At 37.7% G+C, this 14,722-nt stretch carries 12 protein-coding genes; 11 read left to right on the top strand and 1 reads right to left on the bottom strand.

Annotated elements, in window-relative coordinates; translation table 11 throughout:
* Positions 1-100: 100 nt before the first annotated feature.
* From LRP83_RS13730 to LRP83_RS13710, 5 genes are all read left to right on the top strand, one after another.
* The gene (locus tag LRP83_RS13730; RefSeq protein WP_230497271.1) at positions 101-994 is read left to right on the top strand and encodes a LysR family transcriptional regulator; all 894 of its coding nucleotides are present in this window, start codon (positions 101-103) and stop codon (positions 992-994) included.
* Between the two features lie 135 nt (positions 995-1,129).
* Entirely contained in the window at positions 1,130-2,737 is a 1,608-nt protein-coding gene (locus tag LRP83_RS13725) for an ATP-binding protein (RefSeq protein ID WP_230497270.1), read from the top strand.
* Entirely contained in the window at positions 2,730-3,413 is a 684-nt protein-coding gene (locus LRP83_RS13720; RefSeq protein WP_290369556.1) for a response regulator, read from the top strand. The genes LRP83_RS13725 and LRP83_RS13720 overlap by 8 nt, the downstream gene beginning before the upstream one ends.
* Positions 3,414-3,575: 162 nt before the next feature.
* Positions 3,576-4,868 (top strand): CitMHS family transporter, encoded by a 1,293-nt coding sequence (locus LRP83_RS13715; RefSeq protein ID WP_230497269.1) that lies wholly within the window; start codon positions 3,576-3,578, stop codon positions 4,866-4,868.
* A 137-nt stretch (positions 4,869-5,005) separates the two neighbouring features.
* Positions 5,006-5,803 (top strand): fumarylacetoacetate hydrolase family protein, encoded by a 798-nt coding sequence (locus tag LRP83_RS13710; protein ID WP_230497268.1) that lies wholly within the window; start codon positions 5,006-5,008, stop codon positions 5,801-5,803.
* 76 nt (positions 5,804-5,879) lie between these two features.
* Here the strand turns inward: LRP83_RS13710 and LRP83_RS13705 are convergent, their stop codons facing one another.
* On the bottom strand, positions 5,880-7,778 hold the full coding sequence (locus tag LRP83_RS13705) for a sigma 54-interacting transcriptional regulator (RefSeq protein WP_230497267.1): 1,899 nt from the start codon (positions 7,776-7,778) through the stop codon (positions 5,880-5,882).
* Between the two features lie 354 nt (positions 7,779-8,132).
* Here LRP83_RS13705 and LRP83_RS13700 point away from each other — a divergent pair, with 354 nt between their 5' ends.
* The 6 genes from LRP83_RS13700 (at position 8,133) to LRP83_RS13675 (ending at position 14,267) form a co-directional block, all read left to right on the top strand.
* On the top strand, positions 8,133-9,386 hold the full coding sequence (locus LRP83_RS13700; protein ID WP_230497266.1) for a dicarboxylate/amino acid:cation symporter: 1,254 nt from the start codon (positions 8,133-8,135) through the stop codon (positions 9,384-9,386).
* 28 nt (positions 9,387-9,414) lie between these two features.
* A complete protein-coding gene (locus LRP83_RS13695; protein ID WP_230497265.1) occupies positions 9,415-10,476 on the top strand; it encodes an alanine racemase in 1,062 nt (353 codons plus the stop codon).
* Between the two features lie 76 nt (positions 10,477-10,552).
* Positions 10,553-11,593 (top strand): threonine aldolase family protein, encoded by a 1,041-nt coding sequence (locus tag LRP83_RS13690; RefSeq protein ID WP_230497264.1) that lies wholly within the window; start codon positions 10,553-10,555, stop codon positions 11,591-11,593.
* Between the two features lie 35 nt (positions 11,594-11,628).
* The gene (locus LRP83_RS13685) at positions 11,629-12,021 is read left to right on the top strand and encodes a RidA family protein (protein ID WP_230497263.1); all 393 of its coding nucleotides are present in this window, start codon (positions 11,629-11,631) and stop codon (positions 12,019-12,021) included.
* 1 nt (position 12,022) lies between these two features.
* Positions 12,023-13,129 carry a threonine synthase gene (locus tag LRP83_RS13680; RefSeq protein ID WP_230497262.1) on the top strand — a complete coding sequence of 369 codons (1,107 nt, stop codon included), beginning with the start codon at positions 12,023-12,025 and terminating at the stop codon, positions 13,127-13,129.
* A gap of 31 nt (positions 13,130-13,160) precedes the next feature.
* Positions 13,161-14,267 (top strand): alanine racemase, encoded by a 1,107-nt coding sequence (locus LRP83_RS13675; protein ID WP_230497261.1) that lies wholly within the window; start codon positions 13,161-13,163, stop codon positions 14,265-14,267.
* Positions 14,268-14,722 lie beyond the last annotated feature (455 nt).

The following is a 14,722-nucleotide window of genomic DNA, read 5'->3' as shown; positions in this document are numbered from 1 at the left end:
CTACAGACCAATCATAATGCAATAATGGAAATAAATATAATCCAAAAAAAATATAGGATGATATAAGAAATTTTTATATGGCATATTTTGGGGGTAAGTGGTGGAATACCGTGATTGGGAAATACTGAAGGTCCTCTATAGTCAGAAGAACATATCAAAAGCAGCAAGGCTTTTGTTTATTACTCAGCCGGCACTAACTAATCGTATAAAAAACCTGCAGGAAGAACTGGGTGTCAAAATCATAACAAGAGAAAGCAGAGGGGTCCACTTTACCCCGCAGGGAGAATATTTAGTTCATTGTGCCGATGGTATCATTGCTCAATTTAATAATATAAAAGAGCATATTCGGAATATGAATAACGATGCAGGAAATGAAATTACAGGAACATTAAAATTGGGTGTATCCAAATTTTTCGCAAACTATGAACTGCCCCATATATTAAAAGTATTTAAAGACCAATATCCTCATGTGGAATTTAAAGTGATTACTGGTTGGAGTAAAGACGTAACTCAATATATACACAATAAAGATGTTCATATTGGCTTCATTCGAGGCGACTATAGCGGTAGAGGACTTAAGAAACATTTATTATTTGAAGAAAGTATTTCTATTATGTCCAAGGGGGCAATAGATATAGCAGATTTGCCTAATCTCCCGAGAATTGACTATAGTGGAGATTACTTATTAAATACTTTAATTGATAATTGGTGGGCTGAAAACTATACCCAGCCTCCGCTTATCAGCATTGAAGTGGACCAAGTTGATACTTGTAAGGAAATGGTTATAAATGGATTGGGCTATGGAATCATGTCCAACAGAATGCTTAAAGATATTGAGGAATTAGAAAAATATGATTTGACTGACCAAAATGAAAAACCTTTAAAACGCAGAACATGGATGTATTATCATAAGGAGTCCATGGAAGGAAATGTCGTGAAGACCTTTGTGAATTTTATTGAAACATTAGAATTAGGTAAGCACATTGAAAAATAGAATGGGAGTTTTTATAAGTGTTTTTTTCTTGGTTCCTAAGATGACAAGTACGGTTCACTAATTCCCAAAAAGTAATATAAAAGAGATGTCTACCAATTTGGGACATCTTTTTCGCCGTAAAGAGGGGATGCTGGAATGAAAACGAAAAGAATATCACTGCAGATAAAAATATTTGTGTTAGCTATGCTTCTTGGACTTTTGTTAATTTTGCTGCTAACTGTTTCTTTTAGCTATAAGGAAAGTAAGCAAATAGAGGAAAATAAGGGAAGGATGGCACTAGAGTTATCTAAAACGGTATCATTCATACCTACCGTTATTACTGCGTTTCAAACAAATGATCCAGCTAAAACGATTCAGCCCCTTGCCGAAAAGATACGTAAGGAAACAGGTGCTGAATTTATAGTTATAGGAAATAAGAATGGAATTAGATACTCCCACCCACTACTATCAAAGATAGGGGGGGAAATGGAGGGCGGGGATAACGATAGAGCTCTTCAAAATGGAGAGTATTATATTTCCAAGTCAATAGGAACACTTGGGCCATCCATAAGAGGAAAATCTCCCATTTTTAATCAAAAAGGAGAAATTATTGGAATTGTTTCCGTTGGATTTTTACTAGAGGATATTCATGAACAAATTAATAAAAATATCGTTAAGGTTCTATATGTCGCCCTTTTTGCCCTATTCATATCAGTGACAGGAAGTATCATCCTTGGACGAAATATTCGTAAGGATACCATGGGGCTTGAGCCGTATGAAATAGCTAGGCTATATAAAGAAAAAAATGCAATCTTGCATGCTGTTAAAGAAGGAATTTTGGCGATTGACCAAGATGGGTACATCACCACAATGAATATTCCTGCAAAGAAACTTTTAAACCTTCAAGGTTCGGTCCGCCATATGAAGGTAGATGGTCTGTTTCCTTCTGAGTATTTATATGAAGTATTAAGGACCGGAGCTCCTCAAATCGATAAAGAAATGGTCTGGAATGACAAAACAGTTATTGTAAACTGTACCCCTTTATTTGATGGAAATAAAAATAGCGGGGTGGTTGTCTCATTTCGTGATAAAACTGAAATTGAACAAATGGTCAATACGATATCCGAGGTAAAAAGTTATTCTGAAGATCTTCGAGCACAAACACATGAATTTACCAATAAATTATATGTGCTATTAGGGTTGCTCCAGCTTGGTGAATATCAGCAAGCAATCGAAATGATTCAAACAGAAACGCAGACCGTTCAATTTCAGAATTCTGTAGTTTTTAACCAGATTAAAGATACGAAAATTCAGGCCATCCTTCTAGGGAAATTAGGGAAATCATCAGAAAAGAAGATTAAATTTGAAATTGCATCTGACAGTTATTTAGGACCGTTACCCCCGCATATTAAACTATCTAATTTAATTGTCATCCTTGGCAATATAATTGATAACGCATTTGAAGCTGTTTATGGGGTAGAATCCGGAACGGTAAAATTTTTTACGACAGATATTGGAAGTGACATCATCTTTGAAATTGCAGACAACGGGAAGGGGATTAGTGATAAAGAAATACCGCTTCTTTTCCAAAAGGGATATACGACAAAAAATGGGACAGCTTCAAGAGGATTTGGCCTTTGGAATGCAGAAGAAGCTACTTTGGAAATGAATGGTATGATTGAAGTTCAAAGTGCACCAGATAGCGGGACGGTATTTACTGTTTATCTTCCCAAGGAGCTTAAGAGGAGGGGAAATAGTGAGTAAAATTAAGGTAGTTATAGCAGAAGATGATTTTCGAATCGCGGATATACATGAAAAGTTTTTAATGGAATTTAAGGAATTTGAAGTAGTTGGAAAAGCATTAAATGGGGAAGAAACTCTTCAGCTACTTAAAGCAAAACTGCCTGATTTACTGCTTTTGGATATTTACATGCCGGATATGATGGGGGCTGATCTTCTACCCATCATTCGCGAAGGTTTTCCGAAAATGGGAATTATCATGATTACAGCGGCAACCGATAAAGAATTCATTGAAAAGGCACTAAGCTATGGAGTTGAAAGTTATTTAATTAAACCGGTTAATAGGGAGCGATTTGAAGAAGTCATCTTGGAATTTGTAAAAAAACATTCGCTATTAATGTCCAATCAAGAAGTAAATCAAACGTATATTGATTTTCTTTTTGGAAAAGGAAAACAAGAAAGAAAAGGGCATGGTTTGGGATTGCCAAAGGGAATAGATGAAATCACATTAGGAAAGGTAAAAGCCGTTCTTTTCGAAAAAAGAGAAGGACTTTCCGCAGAAGAGGTGGGTAAGGAAATTGGCGCATCAAGGATTACAGCACGCAGATATTTGGAATACCTATCATCGATAAATGAAGCAAAAACCGAAGTGGTGTATGGAATTGTGGGAAGACCTGAAAGGAAATATTTTTACATTTAAGGGGGGTGCAAAAAATGCAACTCTCCTTTTTTTGTAAACCTCCCCCTCTCGTGAACAATATGTACAAAATACTAATTAATGTACGATAATAACTTTATTTTGGAAACGTTTTCATTCTAGAATATTTTGATTATTATTAATTTACTAAAAGGGGTGATGGCAATGTTGGCAATTTTAGGATTTTTAATGATTCTTAGTTTCATGATATTAATTATGACAAAACGATTATCTGCTATGATAGCTTTAATGGTGGTTCCAGTTATTTTTGCCTTAATTGGTGGATTTGGCAAGGAAATGGGCCCAATGGCATTAGATGGGATAAAAAGTGTGGCACCAACAGGCATTATGATTTTATTTGCAATTCTCTTCTTCGGGATTATGATTGATGCGGGCGTATTTGACCCGGTCATCCGTACAATCCTCAAGGTTGTTAAAGGGGACCCAGTAAAAATTGCAATTGGAACAGCCGCGCTTGCATTATTCATCTCTCTTGACGGGGATGGAACGACTACTTATATGATTACGATTTCTGCAATGCTTCCTTTGTACAAACGAATAGGAATGAGACCCTTGGTCCTAGCGGGATTAGCGGTATCTGCTTCTGGTGTAATGAATCTTCTTCCTTGGGGAGGACCTACCGCTAGAGCAATGACGGCACTAAATCTCGAGATGGGTGATATATTTACACCAGTTATCCCTGCTATGGCGGGAGGAATATTGTTTGTGCTGTTCATGGCCTACTGCCTTGGAAGAAAGGAACGTAAACGAATTGGTGTGTTAGAAATTGATTACAGTACGATGGCGATGACAGCTGCAGCATCAGAGGATGATGGTCTTAAACGTCCCAAATTAATTCTTGTAAACTATTTTTTAACCATTATGCTACTCGTTGCATTAATTAAAGAGCTATTGCCTACTACTGTATTGTTTATGGTTGGCTTTGCCATTGCGATTACCATCAATTATCCGAATTTAAAGGAACAGAAAGAACGGGTTATGCACTATGCTGATAATGCCTTATCAGTTGTATCCATGGTGTTTGCAGCGGGAATTTTTACAGGTATTCTAACCGGCACGGAAATGGTTGATGCCATGTCAAATGTCATGATTACTCATATACCTGATTTCTTAGGTTCCCATTTTGCCATTTTTACAGCGGTTATCAGTGCACCTTTCACATTCTTTATGTCCAATGATGCATTCTATTACGGAGTGTTACCATTGCTTGCTAAAGCTGCAAGTGTATATGGAATTGATCCTGCCTTTATTGGAAGGGCATCACTTTTGGGACAACCTGTCCATCTATTAAGTCCGCTTGTGCCTTCCACTTATTTATTAGTGGGAATGGTAGGGGAAGATTTTGGTGACCTGCAGCGACTTGTCTTGAAATGGGCCTGTGGTTCAACGTTAGTGATGATAGTGGTTGCAGTTATTTTTGCGATTATTCCATTTTAATAGTAAAGTAAAATTCCAGAAGCTCCTTTATTGGAGCTTTTGGAATTTGTTTTTTGTAAGAATTTATTATGAATTAGAGTAACTATTGTTGTATAGTTATCTACAATATTATTTTTAAAAAGGGAGAAAGTATTAGAATGAAGGTATTGCAAAGGACACAAATGATTGTTCGTTATCAGAATCAAACTAGTAAGGATTACTACGGAATTGTTGAAGATGGGGAAATTTTACAACTATCCAGTAACTTTAATGAAATTTTAAACAATGAGCTAAAATTTGATGGTGTAAGAGTTAAAGTTGAAGACGTAAAGATATTGGAGCCTGTAAAACCCCAAAAAGTGATTAATTTTGGCTGGACTTATGCTGAACACGCTAAAGAGACTGGTGGGCAGGCAAATCTTAAAGAACCTTTTTTGTTTTTAAAACCAACATCATCCTTAATTCCTAACGAGGGGGAAATCATTCTTCCTTCACCTAGTTTAACAGGTCAGGTGGAAATGGAGGGGGAAGTGGCCCTCATTATTGGGAAACGCGGGAAGAATATCAAGGAAGAAGACGCATTGGATTATGTCTTTGGCTGTACCATATTTAATGATGTAACGGCAAGAGATCTGACAAAAACGGATCCTCAATTTACACGCGGCAAAGGATTTGATACATTTGGTCCGTTAGGTCCTTGGATTGTGAAAGGTATAGATCCTACTAATTTAAGAATTGTTACAACTCTAAACGGTAAAGTCGTGCAAGATGGTAATACGAATCAGATGTCCCTTTCCATTCCTTACCTAATTAGTTGGATTTCACAGGTTATGACATTGGAGCCAGGGGATGTTTTAGCTACTGGTTCACCTTCTGGCAGTTGCCCAATGCAGTCAGGGGATATTGTATCTGTTGAAGTTGAGAATATCGGCAAACTGCGTAATTATGTAAAATAGTAAACGCCAACAAGCGAGAAGGGCCCCTATCTTTGTGATGGAAGTTCTTCTCGCTTGTTGGTTGTAAAATATTTTACTAATTATTAAACTTTCTCCATAATGTACTTCTTGAAATTCCTAATTTTTCCGCCACTTCTTTTCGATTCCACTTATGTTCATTTAAAAAGGAAACGATAATTTCACGTTCCATGTTTTCTAAATTGTCCTTCTTAATTATGATACTAGAATGATCTTCTGCACTTCTAGTAACATTCCCGTTGTAATTAGTAATAAAATCACTTGTAAGACTATTACTATTAGCTTGATGGTAGAGAATAACATATCTGTGAATAACATTCTCTAATTCTCTTACATTACCAGGCCAATGATAACTTTTTAGTAAATTTATCTCATTTGGTTTTAATCTTGGAATTCTTTTATCATACTTTTTAGAGTAAATATTGATAAAATAATTGGCAAGGATCTCTATATCTTCTATTCTTTCCTTTAAACTAGGTATTTGAAGAGTTAGAGTATTAATTCTATGAAATAAATCCGATCTAAACTCATTTTTTTGAATGAGTAAATCAATGCCCTTATTTGAAGCCGATAAAATTCTAACGTCGATAAAGGTTTCAGTCTCCGATCCTATTCGTCTCAATGTTTTTTCCTGAATAACTCTCAATAGTTTACCTTGTAACATGATTGGTAATGAATTAATCTCATCTAGAAATAATGTTCCTTTGTGAGCTAACTCGAACAGGCCAGTTTTTCCGCCTTTTTTTGCTCCTGAAAAGGCACCATCTACATACCCAAATAATTCACTTTCTAGAAGCTGCTCTGGAATCGCGCCGCAATTCACTGCAATAAAGGGATTATCCCTTCTCGAACTATCATTATGAATGCTTTGAGCAAAGAATTCTTTTCCGGTACCTGTTTCACCTTCTATTAAAACTTCTGCATCTGTTTTGGCATAAATCGATGCGTTGTTGATGATATTTACTATTTTAGGATCACTTCCAATAATATCTTTAAAGATCTTCTTCGCTATGAACTTATTGGCATGTAGCTTTCTTCGAACATTGACCTCTTTATCCTGTAATTCACTGACATTATGAAAAATAATGATGTTATCTGCAAAACTAACTGTGTTATTTAACTTCTCTACTAAATAATTTTTACCATTTATCTTGATAATGTCTTTTGTTAATCCCTCTTGAGCAATGAAATTTCCAATGTTCTCATTTAATAAGGTAATGGATTGATTAAAGTATTCCCTGACCGGAATGTTGATGATGTCATCGAGCTTTAAATTGGATACCAACACCTTATTATCCTTGGTTGCTAATAATCCCTCATTCATGCAATTGATTAACGAAAGGATATTGTCTAACAGCTCTCGATCTTTCTTTCTAGATTCAATAATCGAGATGGATTGTTCAATCGCACTTTCTATACCAGAACGACTTATTTCAATAAATGTCGCAGGAATATGATGAGACAATGCGAGTTCATAAGCAATCGTTCCTCCGCCAATGATTGAATTCATTCCGTCCTTTTTGGCTTTTATGACTTGACTTTCCATATCTATACTATTCTCAAATAAGTAAATGCTAATTTCCTTAAAGTCGAAAATTTCTTTGAGAATGCTAATATTTTCTTTAATTCCATGGGATGAATAGGCAATGATGCCAACTTTATTTCCATGATTCCGAGCCTTCTTCAATGCATATAGAATATCAGTAAAATTAGGTTCCATCCTAACAACTGCAGCACTTGTAAAGATTTTGCTAGCGTAGGTTGTCGCGACTCCTCTGCCAATAATGACATCGGGATTGAAATGATTATGTAGTAAATGATCTAGGTTGTTTTTAAAATCTTCATCTAGTTTCTCTCCATCGATAATGAAAGGTTCATAGGTGAATTCGGCTGCAATTTCGTTCACTTTTTCTTCAAATTCTTTATAGGGTGAAATCACCATAAATTTTTCTTGCATAGAACGGCCTCCATTACATTAATAAGTAAATTATATATCGTAGTGTACTATTTTGAAACATTATGTTTCACTGGTATTTAACGTTTTTATAATTTTCTAATAATTTTATGTTACTATTATTATAAAAGGTTGGTTGCTAAAAATGTAAGCGGATTCATTTAATATGCTAGTTTGATTCTTATCAATGGCACTTTAGGTAGTGTTCTTAATAAATATTTTAGGAAAAAATTAGAATTGGCACAATACTTGCATTATTACTAATTAATATTAAAAATGGAGGTGCAAAAGGCGAAGTTGGAAGTAAGCACTTATCGTTACAGAGGGTACGAATTAATAAAAATGGGGGCATGATGGATGGAGAAAGTAAAAAAAATATTGGTCAACACGACGGTAATGACGCTTGTTGCGATGGTATTAGGGGCTATTTTTGGAATTATCTTTGGGGAAACAATGGGCGAATTCAAATTTATTGGAAACATTTGGCTCGACCTCATCAAGATGATCATCATACCACTTGTTTTTTGTTTAATGATTACGGCTATTGCTGATCAAGAAGATGCCGTAAGTCTTGGCCGTATTTCGATTCGTACCTTAGTTTTTTATGTGATTACAACTCTGTTTGCAACGATTATTGGTATCTCTGCTGCCATGATATTAAAACCAGGGTTAGGGATAAGTTTAGAAGGTCTTACAGCAGTTGATGTTTCAAAGCCCGCTGAACTAACCGCTCAAACCTTTATTACCAGCCTTTTCTCCAATAATATTTTTGGTACGTTCTCTAGTGGAAACGTTATTCAAACATTGGTTATTGCCATTTTATTAGGTGTGGCTGTTCTGAAAATGAAAAATAAAGAGCATAAGGAATTTGTCCTAAAAGGGTTCCGTTCGATTAATGATGTCATCTTTCTTTATATTAATATGGTTATCAAGCTTGCCCCTGTGGGAGTTTTCTTCCTTTTGGCAGATACATTTGGCTTATACGGATTTTCAATTTTCACTTCGGTAGCAGGCTTTATTGGAACATTCTGGGTCGGTATTATTTTACTTATGTTATTAGTTTACGGAAGTTCGCTTTGGATGTTCGCAAGAATGAATGTTTTTACATTTCTTAAAAAGTCGATGCCTGTTTGGATGTTTACCTTGGCATCCTGCTCAAGTTCGGCTAGTGTTCCTGTCGTCATTAAATCGGCAAAGGAAGACTTTAATGTTCCCGATGGGATTGCAAAGTTTGGTCTTACGCTTGGAAGTCAGATTAACTCTGGTGGTAGTGCAATACTCTATCCGGCTGTGTTGATTTTTATCAGTCAGCTTTACGGTATCGAGCTTGAATTCAGTACATTTATTTCAATGGCCATTGTGGCAACCTTACTTTGTACAACAAGTGGTGGGGTTCCAGGCGGAGGAATAGTAATGATGCTTGTTATCGTTGAGACATTTGGAATGCCAGTTGAAGTTGTTGGGATTATTGCAGGTTTCTATCGTTTCATAGATATGGGAACCACGACTTCCAATGTTCTTGGTGACCTAGTTGGTACAATTTGCGTTTCCAAGTGGGAAGAACGTACGATTGCCAATAATAAAGCAAAAGCAAGCAATCTTGCTAGTTAGCATCATTTAGATAGGAGTTACAAAAACTATGAAGCTATCACAACTTGAAACACCAGCTTTATATCTTGATTTAGATGCCTTCGACCGAAATCAAGAAAAGATGATGGATCGATTAAAAAAATATAATCTTGATATGTTTCCGCATTATAAATCAGCTAAATGCACAACGATTGCTCATATGCAAATAGCGGCTGGGGCAAAGGGGATTAGCTGTGCCAAAACCGATGAAGCTTGGGATCTCGCACATTCCGGTGTAGAAAATATTTTAATAGCGAATCAAGTCATTAGCTTGGAAAAAATATCTCGCGTCGCTAGTTTGGCGGGATGCTGTCATCTTACTGTTTGCGTTGATGATGCAAAAAACATTAAGGATCTATCGGCTGCAGCCTCTCTTCATGGAACGGTCATTCATTGCCTTGTTGAGTGTAATGTTGGCGCAGATCGCTGTGGTGTCAATAGTAGGGAGGAAGTTCTTACTTTAGCGAAAAAGATTATCGAAAGCCCAGGGTTAACGTTCGAAGGAATTCAAGCTTATGCGGGACAGATTTCTCATGAGATAAATTATAAAATTCGCGAAACCGTTTCGATGGAAAAGGAAAACTATTTAAAGAGTGTCATAGCCTTTTTAAAAGAAAACGAGATTGCAGTTCATCGAGTTACTGGAGTGAGCACGGGTTCCGTACAATTTAGAGATGCTAATACGGTATTTACCGATGTACAAGTCGGTAGTTACGCCTTTATGGACGCAGCCTATGGGAAACTCGAGCTCGAATATGAACATTCCTTATTCGTTCTTTCAACAGTAATGGAAGTAAATGAGAAATTTGTGATTATGGATACTGGACGAAAATCCGTTGCTGTCGATCAGGCTATGACGGAGATACCGGGATGCAATTGCGAGCAAATTAGTGTCAGTGAAGAGCATACAAAATTACCAATCGATGTGTTAAAGGCAGAAGTCGGAGACAAGATACCAATGATTCCTGGTCATTGTTGTACAACAATGAACCTTCATGATTATCTCTACCTTGTCAGAGGGGACAAAATCATCGACCGTGTTGATATAACAAGCCGAGGAAGAAGTAGCTAAATTGAAACATGGAGACGGTTCTTGTGCTTCATTCGGAAACATCGGAACCGTCCCCATGCTTTAAGGGGGAGATAGAATGATTGATTTAAGAAGTGATACTCTAACTTTACCCGATAAAAAAATGTTGGATACGATTCTTTCGGCCAAATTAGGTGATGACGGTAGAATCGGGACAAGTGGAAGAGGCGAGGATGAGACTGTTAATGAGTTGGAGGACCTTGCCGCACACCTGACTGGGAAGGAAGCGGCACTGCTGGCACCAACGGGGACATTTGGTAACAATCTAGCGATTCTCAGTCTGATTGACCCAGGAGATTCCATCCTTGTTGAAGAAAATCAACACATTTTAATCACGGAAAAGATTTTATTTGATGAAAAATATGGCCGTTGTCAGCCTATCAAATATCGTATGAATGAGAACATGACTCCGGATGTTGACATGATTGATCGGCTATTGAGTGAAAGTGGGGCAAAATTAATTTGTCTTGAAAACACTCATAATTTTGCAGGTGGTTATTGGATTCCGGTGGAGGAAATGAAGAAGATTAGGATGGTCGCTGATCGCCATGGGGCCCAAATTTTTCTCGATGGGGCAAGAGTTTTTCATGCAGCTGCAGGATTGAAGGTTGCTGTTTCTGAGATTACGCAATACGTGGACGCTGTGATGTTCTGTCTTTCCAAGGGATTGGGAGCTCCGGTCGGTTCGTTGATTTGCGGAACTCATGAATTGATCAGCAAGGCAAGAGAATTGCGGAAGTTATTAGGTGGAGGCATGAGGCAGGCCGGTATCATTGCGGCGCCAGGCATCTATGCTTTACAACACCAAGTTGAGCGATTAGACGAAGATATTGAGAATACCAAGATTGTGTTTGAAAAGTTGAAGGGCAGGCTTTTAAAAATCGTACCGCAGAAGGAAGTTCAAACAAATATTCTAAATTTACAACTGACTAACACCGAGGTTTCGTCAGTGGAGTTCTGTCAAATGGCGCGAGAGGCAGGGCTATTGATTGGTCCAATCTCAAAGGATTCGGTTCGGCTTGTATTTTATAAAGGAATCGATTCATCAGCGGCAGAAGCGGCAGCAGAAATACTAATAGATCTTGATAAAAGGATTTAGAACCGTCCGCAAGTTTCAAAAAGGAGGAAAAACAAATGAAATTTATTTCTATTGAAGGTGCAAAGCCTAATCCTGGACATTATTCTCCGGCTGTTCAAAAGGGGAATCTACTGTTTATCTCTGGCCAGCTTCCGGTAAACCCATTTACTGGTGAAGGTGTTCAGGGGGATATTACCGAGCAAACGAACCAAGTCCTTGAAAATTTAAGCACGATTTTAGAAGCAGCGGGTGCCAAAAAAGACGATGTGATGAAGGTTACGGTGTTCATTTCCGATATTGAATTGTGGGGAACGGTTAATTCCATCTATAGCCAATACTTTGGTGAGCATAAGCCAGCAAGGTCTGTGGTGCCTACGAATGAACTGCACTATGGATTTAAGATTGAGCTTGAAGCAATCGCATTCATCGATGATGTAAAGGAAGATTGAGATGAAATATATTTGTTCTAATTGTACGTCTAGCTATACGCTGGAAAGTAATAAATGGAAATGTGAGTGTGGCGGCTTGTTGCATTTGGAGTACGAGAAGAAGCAAGTCGATTTTTCGAAAACAGCTCAATCGCAGGAATGGTCTCTTTGGAAGTATATCGATTCCTTACCTTTTGAAGAAGACGATGTTTGGCGGGAGATTACCTTAGGGGAGGGAAATACGCCACTCATTAAAATCTCTGAAAATCTTCTTGCCAAAGCTGAATATTATATGCCAACTCTATCGTTTAAAGATAGAGGTTCCGTGATCCTTGTTGCGATGGCTAAAAAGCTTGGGATCGACCGAGTTGTTGCTGATAGTAGTGGAAATGCAGGAACTTCGATTGCCGCTTTCGGAGCGAGAGCTGGCATCCAATGTGATATTTTCGTTCCGGAGTCTACCTCTGAAAAGAAACTAAAACAGATTGCAGCACATGGGGCAACCGTACATAAAATACCGGGAAATCGGGAGGATACCGCGCGCGCTGCCATGGCGATGGTCGAGGAAACCAATTCGTTTTATGCGAGTCATATTTATAATCCGCTGTTTTGGGAAGGAACCAAGACGTATGTATATGAAATATACGAGCAATTAAAGGGGATACTGCCGGAAGCTTTTATTATTCCTGTCGGAAATGGAACGTTGTTAATAGGTGCCTATATTGCCTTCCAAGAACTAATGAGCAGTGGGCAGATACAAGAAATGCCGAAAATTCTTGCGGTTCAAGCGGGTGCGTGTGCCCCGATTTCAAAAGCGTTTGAAGAAGGAAAAACCACGGTGGAGCCTGTTGAAAATAAAGGGACGATTGCTGAAGGAATTGCCATTGCTGCTCCAGCACGAGGTTCGGAAATACTAGAGGCGATTCGGGCTACCGGCGGCGATATCATTGCCGTTTCTGAAGAAAGCATCCTTCAAGCAAGAAATGAGCTTGCTTCAAAAGGAGTTTATGTGGAAATTACTACTGGGGCAAATTATGCCGCCTATTTACAATATATCGAGAAATACCCGGAACTAAGCGAACAAAAAGTCGTCTTCCCTTTATGTGGGGCTGGCATTAAAAGCAATTAAATGAACTTTAAATTTTAGGGGGAGAACGTAGATGAAGGTCCAAGATTTAGCGACCCCAAGCTTACTTATTAATCGAGAAATTATGATGGAAAATATTAAGCGGATGCAAGCATACGCTAACAGGTATCAAGTTGCCCTCCGACCACATACGAAAACGCACAAGTCGCCTAGACTTGCCAAATTGCAGGAAGAAGCTGGCGCAAAGGGAATTACCGTTGCTAAGGTTGGCGAGGCCGAAGTCATGGCGGAGAACGGTCTAACTGATATTTTTATCGCCAATGAAATCGTTGGCGAAGATAAATTAAATCGCATTAAAAAGCTGGCTGAAACAATTGATATTTCCTTTGGGGTAGATAGTATTGAACAATGTGAAATGATTGAAAAGGTTTTTAGTGATAGTGAAAAGGCAGCCCAGGTCCTTATTGAAATTGAAGTGGGTGAAAATCGGTCTGGGGTTATTGAAGAAGCTGATTATATTCGTCTAGTAAACTATATTATGGATTGCTCGCATGTGAATTTAAAGGGAATCTTCTCACATGACGGTCATACGTATAAAGCGAAAGACCTTGAGGAATGTCGAGAGCTTTACAATATTGCTCAAACTCGTACCCTCCATTTTGCAAAATTGGCCAAGGACTTAGGAGCCCAGTTAGATACGGTAAGTATCGGATCGACACCACCATTGATGCATGATTTTGGAGTGATGGAGGGTGTGACGGAACTGCGCATTGGCACCTATATTCTGATGGATGTATCACAAGGAAATGCGATCGGAACGTATGACCGCTGTGCGGCAACTGTGTTAACAACTGTCATCAGTAAACCAACACATGAACGCGTAATTACCGATGTCGGGGCCAAGGGACTTACGATGCAATCGCGAAGCCAAGGCATTTGTGCCACAACCGGCTTAGGTTATATTAAAAATTCTGATGGTGTCTACATAAACCAAGTATTTGATGAGCATGCCATTATCTATAATGAAAAATTCAGAAATGAAGTCTCCATTGGGGACAAAGTTGAAATCATCCCCAACCACATCTGCCCAGTCTGCAATCTATATGACTACGCATACTTAGTTTCCGGTGATGAAGTGGTTGAGGACATCCCGATCCTAGGTAGGGGTAAATTGCAGTAGGAGATATCTAAATAAGCGAGCCTGTCCTTCTTACATGGGGTATGGCTCGCTTATTTAGGTTTTAATTAAAGTATAATGCCTCTAATTCATGCTCGTATTTTTCTTCCCCCTCTTCTCTAGTTTTTCAAACTCTAGTTACATAACATTATTTCAAAAAAACATTTTTACGAAGTGGATTACTATTAAAATTATTTACTAACTATTATTAATAAAAATATAAAATTGTTTAGATAGGTTTAATTGGATTAAGAAACCCAAGAAACAATAGTTTGGTACTTTATTCCTATTTAAGTGATGGTTAAAGCAATGAAAACGCTTTAATTTTTTAATAGTTCAGAAATATTAAATATTATACTAGACGAAAAGAAATTATTGTTTTAAAATACTATTTATTAATAGTTTAATAAATATACAAAGTTATTTTACGAGATTGTATGTTTTAATTAATCAGAAAA

The sequence above is a fragment of the Pseudoneobacillus rhizosphaerae genome, assembly GCF_917563885.1.
In the GTDB taxonomy this organism is placed as follows: Bacteria; Bacillota; Bacilli; order Bacillales; family Cytobacillaceae; genus Pseudoneobacillus; species Pseudoneobacillus rhizosphaerae.
The sequence above is the reverse complement of the archived record's forward strand: the minus strand, read 5'-3'. Positions and strand labels throughout refer to the sequence as shown.

Excerpts from the sequence above, each read along its gene's own strand:
- LRP83_RS13690 (WP_230497264.1), top strand. The coding sequence starts at position 10,553 with ATGATTGATTTAAGAAGTGATACTCTAACTTTACCCGATAAAAAAATG.
- LRP83_RS13680 (WP_230497262.1), top strand. The coding sequence starts at position 12,023 with ATGAAATATATTTGTTCTAATTGTACGTCTAGCTATACGCTGGAAAGT.
- LRP83_RS13675 (WP_230497261.1), top strand. The coding sequence starts at position 13,161 with ATGAAGGTCCAAGATTTAGCGACCCCAAGCTTACTTATTAATCGAGAA.
- LRP83_RS13700 (WP_230497266.1), top strand. The coding sequence starts at position 8,133 with ATGGAGAAAGTAAAAAAAATATTGGTCAACACGACGGTAATGACGCTT.
- LRP83_RS13705 (WP_230497267.1), bottom strand. The coding sequence starts at position 7,778 with ATGCAAGAAAAATTTATGGTGATTTCACCCTATAAAGAATTTGAAGAA.
- LRP83_RS13710 (WP_230497268.1), top strand. The coding sequence starts at position 5,006 with ATGAAGGTATTGCAAAGGACACAAATGATTGTTCGTTATCAGAATCAA.
- LRP83_RS13715 (WP_230497269.1), top strand. The coding sequence starts at position 3,576 with ATGTTGGCAATTTTAGGATTTTTAATGATTCTTAGTTTCATGATATTA.
- LRP83_RS13695 (WP_230497265.1), top strand. The coding sequence starts at position 9,415 with ATGAAGCTATCACAACTTGAAACACCAGCTTTATATCTTGATTTAGAT.
- LRP83_RS13685 (WP_230497263.1), top strand. The coding sequence starts at position 11,629 with ATGAAATTTATTTCTATTGAAGGTGCAAAGCCTAATCCTGGACATTAT.
- LRP83_RS13725 (WP_230497270.1), top strand. The coding sequence starts at position 1,130 with ATGAAAACGAAAAGAATATCACTGCAGATAAAAATATTTGTGTTAGCT.